Raw genomic sequence first — 9,118 nt, 5'->3', positions numbered from 1 at the left:
CCCGCGCCCCGCGCCGGGCCGCAGCCTCCGACACCGCCGGCGACGAGTGGCCGACCGCTGCCGAGATCCCCGAGCCGCCCAAGGCCGACGACGACAAGGCGGCGCGCGAGACTATCCTCGAAGCCGGCCGCGCCCTGCGGAACTCGCCCGAGCGCTTCGTCAACCGCGAGCTGTCCTGGCTGCAGTTCAACCGGCGCGTGCTGGAGGAGGCGGCCAACACCTCGCATCCCCTGCTGGAAAAGCTGCGCTTCCTCTCGATCTCGGCCAACAACCTCGACGAGTTCTTCATGGTGCGCGTCGCCGGCCTGATCGATCAGGTCCGCGCCGGGCTGACGCTGCCGTCGCAGGACGGCCTGTCGCCGTCCGAGCAGCTCGCCCGCATCGGCACCGGCGTCTCCAAGCTCGCCGAGGACCAGCAGGCGCGCTGGCGGGCTTTGCGCGAGGAGCTCGACGGCGTCGTCGCCCTCGTCGAGCCCGACGCGCTGCGGCCGGAGCACGCGGCGTGGCTGGAGGAGTACTTCCTCAACCACGTCTTCCCGGTGCTGACACCGCTGGCGATCGACCCGGCCCACCCGTTCCCGTTCATCCCCAACCTCGGCACGACCATCGCGCTGATGTTGACGCGGCCGCGCGACGGGCGGGTGCTGCGCGCACTGATCCGCATGCCCGGCGTGCTCGACCGGTTCGTGCGCCTACCGGCGATCGAGGACGACACGGTCGCGCGCTTCATCGCCATCGAGCAGGTGATCGTGCTGTTCACCGGGCGGCTGTTCCCGGGCTACCTCGTGAAGGGGCAGGGCGCCTTCCGGGTGATCCGCGATTCGGATCTCGAGATCGAGGAGGAGGCCGAGGACCTCGTCCTGCATTTCGAGACCGCGCTGAAGCAGCGCCGCCGCGGCATCGTCATCCGCCTCGAGGTCGAATCCGGCATGCCGGAGGACCTGCGCAGCTTCGTCTGCGACGAGCTTGAGATCGGCGCGGACGCGATCTTCATCGTCGAGGGCATGCTGGCGCTGAACGAACTGTCGCAGATCGTCGGGATCGACCGTCCCGACCTCAAGTTCAAGCCCTACAACCCACGCTTCCCGGAGCGCATCCGCGAGAGCGGCGGCGACGTGTTCGCGGCGATCCGCCAGAAGGATTTCTGCGTCCACCACCCCTACGAGTCGTTCGATTCGGTGGTGCAGTTCCTGGCGCAGGCCGCCCGCGACCCGAACGTCGTGGCGATCAAGCAGACGCTGTATCGCACCTCCTCCAACTCGCCGATCGTCGCGGCGCTGGCGGAGGCGGCCGAGCTCGGCAAGTCGGTGACGGCTTTGGTCGAGCTGAAGGCGCGCTTCGACGAAGAGGCCAACATCCGCTGGGCGCGCAACCTCGAGAAGGCCGGCGCGCAGGTGGTGTTCGGCTTCGTCGAGCTGAAGACCCACGCCAAGCTGTCGATGGTGGTGCGGCGCGAGGGCGACAAGCTCGTCACCTACTGCCATGTCGGCACCGGCAACTATCACCCGATCACCGCGCGCATCTACACCGACCTGTCGTTCTTCACCGCCGACCCGGCGGTGGCGCGCGACGTGTCGCGGATCTTCAACTTCATCACCGGCTACGCCGAGCCGGCGGAGCTGGAGCGGATGTCGGTCTCGCCGCTCACCGCCAAGGCGCGGCTGCTCGCCGACATCGAGGCGGAGGCGGCGCATGCCAAGGCCGGGCGCCCGGCTGCGATCTGGATCAAGTGCAACTCGCTCGTCGACGCGCAGGTGATCGATGCGCTCTACGACGCCTCTCAGGAGGGCGTGCAGATCGACTGCGTCGTCCGCGGCATCTGCTGCCTGCGGCCGGGCGTTCCGGGCCTCTCTGAGACGATCCGCGTCAAGTCGATCGTCGGGCGCTTCCTGGAGCACGGGCGCATCTACGCCTTCGGCAACGGCGTCGGGCTGCCCCACCCGAAGGCGACGGTCTACATCTCCTCGGCCGACCTGATGAGCCGCAACCTCGACCGCCGCGTCGAGTCCCTGCTGCCGATCAGCAACCCGACGGTCCATCAACAGGTTCTCGACCAGATCATGCTGGCCAACCTCCTCGACAACCGCCAGAGCTGGCGTGTACTGGCATCCGGCGGCGCCGAGCGTATCCACCCCGCCGATGGCGAGGAACCGTTCAACGCGCACAAGTACTTCATGACGAACCCGAGCCTGTCCGGCCGCGGCAAGTCGTCGAAGAAGTCGAGTCCGCGGGCCCTCAGCCGTCGCGCACAGCGGGGCTGATCGTCCGGCCGCCGGACGGATACATGGATCGAGCGGCGCGGATCGTGCCGCCGGATCGGTCAGACGTGCGTTCGACGCAGCCGGTCGGTATCATACAGCGAGGTCGTTGCTTGGGTCCCCATCGCGCCAACCTCACGCTCGCCCATTCCGCCGACCGGGAGCCGGCCTTGGTCAACGCGCCCGTCGCGATCATCGACATCGGTTCGAACTCGGTCCGCCTCGTGGCCTATGACGGCCTGAGCCGGGCGCCGACGCCGCTCTACAACGAGAAGGTCCTGTGCGGGCTGGGCCGCAACGTCCTCACCACCGGCCGCCTCAACGACGAGGCGGTGCGCCGGGCGCTGGCCGCACTCGCGCGCTTCCGCGTGCTCTGCGAGACGATGCGGGTCGGGCGCCTCTTCGTGCTCGCCACCGCGGCTGCCCGCGACGCCTCGAACGGCCCCGCCTTCCTCGAGGCGGCGGAAGCCGCCTGCGGCACCCGCATCGAGCTCCTGTCCGGCCGGCGCGAGGCCGAGCTGTCGGCGCTCGGCGTGGTGTCGGGCTTCCATGCGCCGGACGGCGTGGTCGGCGACCTCGGCGGCGGCTCGCTGGAACTCGTGGACGTGCGCGGCGCGGTGGTCGGGCAGGGCGTGACGATGCCGCTCGGCGGGCTCGCGCTGCAGGACCTCTCGGGCGGCTCGCTGAAGAAGGCCGGCAAGATCGTGCGCGAGCACATGAAGAAGGCCGCGCCGCAGCTGGAGACGCTCCGCGGGCGCACCTTCTACGCCGTCGGCGGCACCTGGCGGGCGCTCGCCCGCCTGCATCAGGCCGCGCGCCAATATCCCGTCCACGTGATGCATGGCTACACCGTCGAGCCGACTGACGAGCTGAGCTTCCTTCAGGTGGTCGAGCAATCCGACGCGGCGACGCTGCAGGACGTCGAGGCGATTTCGGAAGCGCGCCGCCCGCTGCTCGCCTACGGGGCCGTGGTGCTGGAGGAGATCATCCGCGTCGGCCGGCCGCGCGAGGTCGCGATCTCGGCCTCCGGCGTGCGCGAGGGCCTGCTCTACGAGCAGGTCGACCGCGACACCCGCGCGCTCGATCCGCTGCTCGCCTCCTGCGCCGAGCTGAACCAGCTTCGCGCGCGCTCGCCGCGCCACGCAGACGAGCTGATCGCCTGGACCGACCGGTTCGTGGCGGCGCTCGACGGACCGGAGACCGCCGACGAGCGCCGGCTGCGGCATGCCGCCTGCCTCCTGTCCGACATCGGCTGGCGGGCGCATCCCGACTACCGCGGCGAGCAGAGCATTGCGATCATCCAGAACGCGGCCTTCGTCGGCATCGACCATCCCGGCCGCGGCTTCCTTGCCCTGGCGATCTACTTCCGCCACGAGGGCGTCGCCCCGGAGAAGGCCAACCCGATGCTGCGTGCGCTCGCCGGTCCGCGCCTGTTCGAGCGGGCCCGCCTCATCGGCGCCCTGCTGCGGGTCGCGTTTCCGATGACCGCCGGGATGGAGGGCGCCCTGCGCCGCATGCCGCTCAAGATCGAGGACGGCCGCGTCATACTGAGTCTGCCGCCCGAGTGGGACGCTTTGAATGGCGACCGCCTGCTCAACCGCGTCCGCGGCCTCGGCCGCATCGTTGGGCTCGAAGGGCGCGTCCGCGTCGGGTGACGCGCCGGTAGATGCGCGGCGTGAGCGCCGCGCAGCCGTTCAAGCCGTCCGCTCGGCGAAGATCGCCTTCTTGACGATCGCGTGGACGCCCCAGTTGCCGTCCACCACCTGGGTGATGCCGAAATCGACTGCGATCGACATCAGCGAGATCGCCTCGTCCTCCGTCAGCCCCTTCGCGTGCATCAGGAACTGCCGCATCTTGCGGAAGGCGTCGCGCATGGCGAGGTCGATCGAGGATTTCTGGAAGATGGCTTCCTGTGCGCCGGCGCCGAGGTCCTTGAGATAGTTCGGATAGCTGAAGCCGGAAAGTACCCACTCGTCCCTGGTCTCGATCATCGGAAAGTCGAGGCTTTCGAGGGCTGTACCGGCAAGGTCCTGCTTCTTGTGCAGCACGAACTGGAACGTGCCGGTGAGCGAGCACTCGATCGCGGTGCCGCAGAGTTCGGAATCGCCCTGGCTCGCATGCGGGTCGCCGACTGAGAACAGCGCACCCGGCACGGCGACCGGATAGTACATCGTCGCGCCCTTGCCGATGCGCCAGTTGTCGATGTTGCCGCCGGTGTAGCTCGGCGGAATGGAGTTCACCATGTCGGCTTCCGCGGGCGCCAAGCCCATTGTGCCGAAATGCGGTCGGATCGGCACGCGGATGCCCTTCAAGACATCGAAGTTCCGGTCGGTCTTGGTGTGGTCGACCAGCAGGCCTGGATAGTCGATCGTCGGATGGGCGATCCCGTTCGGATCGGTCACGCCCGGCCAGCGAAAGCTGTAGACGGCCTTCGCCCAATCGCGCGTCCCGGTCGCGTCGACCTCGTAGATGGTCACGACCTCGCGCGGCTTTTCGCCCGTCAGAAGGTCCTTGTAGTGGTAGCCCCACCAGGCGGCGGCGTTGCTTCCGAAGGCGAGGCCCTTGAACTTCGGGTTGGCGCAAGGGCGCGGCGTGACGTCGAGGATGCGGACCTCCAGCACGTCGCCGGGCTCCGCGCCGCGGATCGCCACCGGGCCGGTGCAGATGTGGACGCCCAGGCCGCCGCCGGGACCGAGCTTGGCATCGTCGGGGCCTGCGCCACGCCGCGCGACGCCTTTCTTGTCCTTGGTCCAGAGGTAGACGCTCTCGGCGCCCGGATCGCCCTGGATCATCCGCTCGGAATCGTCGCTGGCCTGGTGCGTCAGCGTCTCGATCGTGACGAAATCGCCCGACGCGATCTCGACCTGCGGTTTCAGGTTCTTGCTGAAATAGCCCCAATGCACCGTGTCGGCGTTGGCCGGCAGCATCTGGTGCGTCGCCTGCCGCGGCCCGCGGCCCGCACTGGTCTGAGCGAGGGCCGGCGTGACCAGCGACAGGCCACCGGCGGCAAGGGCGACCGCGCCGCCCGTCGCGACGAACCCGCTCTTCAGGAAGGCGCGGCGTTCGGGCGCGAGATCCCCGAGGAAGCGGCGGCGATGCTCGGCGAACGCCGCGCAGTTCGGATCGTCACCCTGGCACATCGTCTCGGCCCACACGGTTTCGGTGGGACCGGACGATGCAAGGGGATTGCCAGGCTCGCGCCGGTTACTCCGAGATCATCCCGACGCCGGGCTCGGCCGAGTCGAGCTTCTGCTCGTCGCCCGCCTGCGCCTCCACCACCGCGGCGGTGGTGACGTTGACGATACCCCGCGCCGTCACCGACGGTGTGAGGATGTGGGCGGGCTTGGCCGGGCCGATCAGCAGCGGGCCGACGGGGAGGGCGTCGGCCAGCACCTTGGCGAACTGGTAGGCGATGTTGGCCGCATCCAGGTTCGGGAAGATCAGCACGTTGGCCGCGCCCTTCAGCGGCGAGCCGGGCAGCACCCGGTCGCGAACGATCTCCGAGAGGGCGGAATCCGCCTGCATCTCGCCGTCGACCTGGAGGTCGGGCGCGCGCTCGTGGATCAGACCGAGGGCGGCCCGCATCTTCATCGCCGAGGGCGTGTCGGACTGGCCGAAGTCGGAATGGCTCAGCAGCGCGATCTTCGGGGTGATGCCGAAGCGCGTGACGTGCCCGGCGCAGGCGACGGCGAGCTCGGCGATCTCCTCGGCGCTCGGGTCCTGGCGCACATGCGTGTCGGCGAGGAAGTAGGCGCCCTTCTTGGTAACGATCAGACTCATCGCGGCGCATTGCGTCACGCCGGGCAAGAGCCCGATGACGTCGCGGATGATGCGCAGGCGGGTCTCGAACCGGCCTTCCAGCCCGCAGATCAGCGCGTCGGCCTCGCCGCGGCGCACGGCGATGGCGCCGATGATCGTGGTGTTGGTGCGCACCAGAGTGCGGGCGGCGTCCGGCGTGATGCCGCGCCGGCCGGCGATGTCGAGGTAGGTCTGGACGTAGGAGCGGTAGCGTGGATCGTCCTCCGGATCGATCAGCTCGAAGTCGCGGCCCTCCTGGATCGACAGGCCGAAGCGCTTGAGCCGGGTCTCGACCACCCGCGGCCGGCCGACGAGGATCGGTTTTGCGACGCCGTCCTCGACGATGGCCTGGACCGCGCGCAGAACGCGCTCGTCCTCGCCCTCGGCGTAGATGACGCGCTTCGGGTTCTCCTTCGCCTTCGAGAACAGCGGCTTCATGATGAAGCCCGAGCGGTGCACGAACCGGTCGAGGGACTCGGCGTAGGCCGTGATGTCCTCTACCGGGCGGCCGGCGACGCCGGAATCCATCGCCGCCTGCGCGACGGCTGGCGCGATGCGCAGGATCAGCCGCGGGTCGAAGGGGCTCGGGATCAGCGAGCGCGGCCCGAACGGGCGCGCCTCGCCGCCATAGGCGCGGGCGACCACGTCGGAGGGCGTCTCGCGGGCGAGCGCCGCGATCGCCTTCACCGCCGCCTTCTTCATCTCCTCGTTGATCGAGCGCGCGCCGACATCAAGCGCGCCGCGGAAGATGTAGGGAAAGCACAAGACGTTGTTGACCTGGTTCGGGAAATCCGAGCGCCCGGTGCAGATCATCGCGTCGGGGCGCTTCTCCTGCGCGAGGTCGGGCATGATCTCGGGATAGGGATTGGCCAAAGCCATGATCAGCGGCTTCTCGGCCATCTTCTCGAGGTACTCGGGCTTGAGCACGCCCCCGGCAGAGAGGCCGATGAACACGTCGGCGCCGGGGATCACCTCGGCCAGCGTCCGCGCCTCGGTCTCCTGCGCGTAGATGTCCTTCCACCGGTCCATCAGCTCGGTGCGGCCCTTGTAGACCACGCCCTTGATGTCGGTGACCGTGATGTTCTCCCGCGTCGCTCCGAGCGAGACCAACAGGTTGAGGCAGGCCAGAGCCGCCGCGCCCGCGCCCGAGGTGACGATGCGGACGTCCGACAGCTGCTTGCCGGCGAGTTCCAGCGCGTTGAGGACGGCGGCCGCGACGATGATCGCGGTGCCGTGCTGGTCGTCGTGGAAGACCGGGATGTTCATCCGGGCGCGGCACTGCTCCTCGACCTCGAAGCACTCCGGCGCCTTGATGTCCTCGAGGTTGATGCCGCCGAAGGTCGGCTCGAGCGAACACACGACATCGACGAGCTTGGCCACGTCGAGCTGGTCGACCTCGATATCGAACACGTCGATGCCGGCGAACTTCTTGAACAGGACGGCCTTGCCCTCCATCACCGGCTTGGACGCCAGCGGGCCGATGTTGCCGAGGCCGAGCACCGCGGTGCCGTTGGTGAGCACCGCCACGAGGTTCTGGCGGATCGTGAGGGTCGCGGCCTCCTGCGGGTCGGCGGCGATGGCCTCGCAGGCGGCGGCGACGCCGGGCGAATAGGCGAGCGCCAGGTCGCGCTGGTTGCCCAGCGGCTTCGTCGCCTGGATCTCGAGCTTTCCGGGCCGCGGAAGGCGGTGGTAGACGAGAGCCCCCGACTTGAGATCCTCGGACATGTTGTCGCCCATGGCCCATTCTCCCTCGATCAGGCGGGTGCGCCCTCCGGCATCGACCCCCTCCACATGAAGGCCCTGTTGCACCGGCTGCGCAGCGGGCGCAACCCGAACAACGAGACGCGAATCCACCTGGAAAAGCTGGTGCGCGCCTACGGATTCTCCATCGGTGCCTATTCCTACGGGCGGCCGAAGGTGCGTTTCGCCGAATCCGGCCGGAGGCTGACGATCGGCCGCTATTGTTCCATCGCCGACAAGGTCGAGATCCTGCTCGGCGGCGACCACCGGCTCGACTGGGCCTCGACCTATCCGTTCGCGGCGATGCGCGGGCTCTGGCCCGAGGCCGACGCGCCGGCCGACTACCACGCCTCGCGCGGGGACGTGTCGATCGGGCACGACGTCTGGCTCGGCTCAGGCTGCATGATCCTGTCGGGCGTCACGGTCGGCCACGGCGCGGTGGTGGCGGCACGCGCTGTCGTCGCCCGCGACGTGCCGCCCTACGCGGTCGTCGCCGGCAACCCGGCGCGGGTGGTGCGAACCCGCTTCGACGAGGCGATGGTCGCGGACCTCGTCGCCTGCGCCTGGTGGGACCTGCCGCACGCCACGGTGGCGCGCCTGGTGCCGCTTCTCCAGAGCGGGCGCATCCCCGAGCTGGTCGAAGCCGCCCGCGCCGTTGCGCCGCCTGCCTGAATCCCTTACCCGCGGGCCGATCGTCTTCGCGAGGCCGTCCTCGCAAGCGCGCCCGTTGTAAGTCTTCGCCGAAGGTCCGCCCGATGTCACAGACGCCTCCCGACCGCCTCGCCGTGAACCCGAACAGCCCGTTCTACGACGAGACCGTTCTGGAACGCGGCATCGGCATCCGCTTCAAGGGCGTCGAGAAGACCAACGTCGAGGAATATTGCGTCAGCGAGGGCTGGGTTCGGCTGAGCGCCGGCAAGACGCTCGACCGCGCCGGAAACCCGATGACGGTGAAGCTCAAGGGCCCGGTGGAGCCCTATTTCCGGGATGCCGCGCCCGAATCCGAAGCTGCCCCGGAGGCCTGAGCCTCCCGTCGGCCGCGCGCGAGGTCGAAGTCGCGCAACGTACCGGCCACCAGGGCCGCGACTTGCTCGGAGCTGCGGGCGTCGCGGACCACGAGGCTCGCGAGCACGTCGGTGCGGCGCTGCCGCTGCTTGGTCGTCCGGGCGTGGTTCGACAGCCGCAGGGCGAAGGCGCATCCTTCGCGCTGCAGGTACAGGCTGTCGCCGCGCTCGTTCCGCGCGACGACATGGAACCCGTGCTCGGCGAGCAGTCGGGCCGCGTGGTCGAGCGCTGCGAGCGGCGGGAGGCGACGCGGGGCC

At 69.4% G+C, this 9,118-nt stretch carries 7 protein-coding genes; 4 read left to right on the top strand and 3 right to left on the bottom strand.

The features are described 5' to 3' along the window. Nucleotides 1-65 precede the first annotated feature (65 nt). Together FV222_RS10940 and ppx are read left to right on the top strand one after the other, a co-directional pair. Complete coding sequence (locus tag FV222_RS10940; RefSeq protein ID WP_147814263.1) at nucleotides 66-2,261, top strand: RNA degradosome polyphosphate kinase; 2,196 nt, start codon at nucleotides 66-68, stop codon at nucleotides 2,259-2,261. A gap of 110 nt (nucleotides 2,262-2,371) precedes the next feature. Next, the gene (ppx, locus tag FV222_RS10935) at nucleotides 2,372-3,913 is read left to right on the top strand and encodes an exopolyphosphatase (protein WP_147762009.1); all 1,542 of its coding nucleotides are present in this window, start codon (nucleotides 2,372-2,374) and stop codon (nucleotides 3,911-3,913) included. Nucleotides 3,914-3,952: 39 nt separating this feature from the next. Here the strand turns inward: ppx and FV222_RS10930 are convergent, their stop codons facing one another. Then, nucleotides 3,953-5,398 carry an acetamidase/formamidase family protein gene (locus FV222_RS10930; protein WP_147751205.1) on the bottom strand — a complete coding sequence of 482 codons (1,446 nt, stop codon included), beginning with the start codon at nucleotides 5,396-5,398 and terminating at the stop codon, nucleotides 3,953-3,955. 64 nt (nucleotides 5,399-5,462) lie between these two features. After that, on the bottom strand, nucleotides 5,463-7,793 hold the full coding sequence (locus tag FV222_RS10925) for an NADP-dependent malic enzyme (RefSeq protein WP_147751206.1): 2,331 nt from the start codon (nucleotides 7,791-7,793) through the stop codon (nucleotides 5,463-5,465). Between the two features lie 54 nt (nucleotides 7,794-7,847). Between FV222_RS10925 and FV222_RS10920 the strand changes: the two genes are divergently transcribed. Both FV222_RS10920 and FV222_RS10915 read left to right on the top strand, forming a co-directional pair. Continuing rightward, nucleotides 7,848-8,468 carry a CatB-related O-acetyltransferase gene (locus tag FV222_RS10920; protein ID WP_187277303.1) on the top strand — a complete coding sequence of 207 codons (621 nt, stop codon included), beginning with the start codon at nucleotides 7,848-7,850 and terminating at the stop codon, nucleotides 8,466-8,468. Nucleotides 8,469-8,551: 83 nt separating this feature from the next. Further along, a complete protein-coding gene (locus FV222_RS10915) occupies nucleotides 8,552-8,821 on the top strand; it encodes a DUF3297 family protein (RefSeq protein WP_147751207.1) in 270 nt (89 codons plus the stop codon). On the opposite strand, the gene FV222_RS10910 is transcribed toward FV222_RS10915, so the two are convergent. After that, a partial coding sequence (locus FV222_RS10910; RefSeq protein WP_246685416.1) for a hypothetical protein occupies nucleotides 8,773-9,118 on the bottom strand: 346 nt, incomplete at its 5' end. The two genes, FV222_RS10915 and FV222_RS10910, sit on opposite strands and share 49 nt — an antisense overlap.

Origin of the sequence: Methylobacterium sp. WL103 (genome assembly GCF_008039885.1) — a bacterium.
GTDB lineage: Bacteria > Pseudomonadota > Alphaproteobacteria > Rhizobiales > Beijerinckiaceae > Methylobacterium > Methylobacterium cerastii.
This window is presented reverse-complemented; position numbering and strand designations above follow the sequence as displayed.

Bases quoted from the DNA above. Each gene is read 5' to 3' on its own strand.
- FV222_RS10930 (WP_147751205.1), bottom strand. From the start codon at position 5,398: ATGTGCCAGGGTGACGATCCGAACTGCGCGGCGTTCGCCGAGCATCGC.
- FV222_RS10915 (WP_147751207.1), top strand. From the start codon at position 8,552: ATGTCACAGACGCCTCCCGACCGCCTCGCCGTGAACCCGAACAGCCCG.
- FV222_RS10920 (WP_187277303.1), top strand. From the start codon at position 7,848: ATGAAGGCCCTGTTGCACCGGCTGCGCAGCGGGCGCAACCCGAACAAC.
- FV222_RS10925 (WP_147751206.1), bottom strand. From the start codon at position 7,793: ATGGGCGACAACATGTCCGAGGATCTCAAGTCGGGGGCTCTCGTCTAC.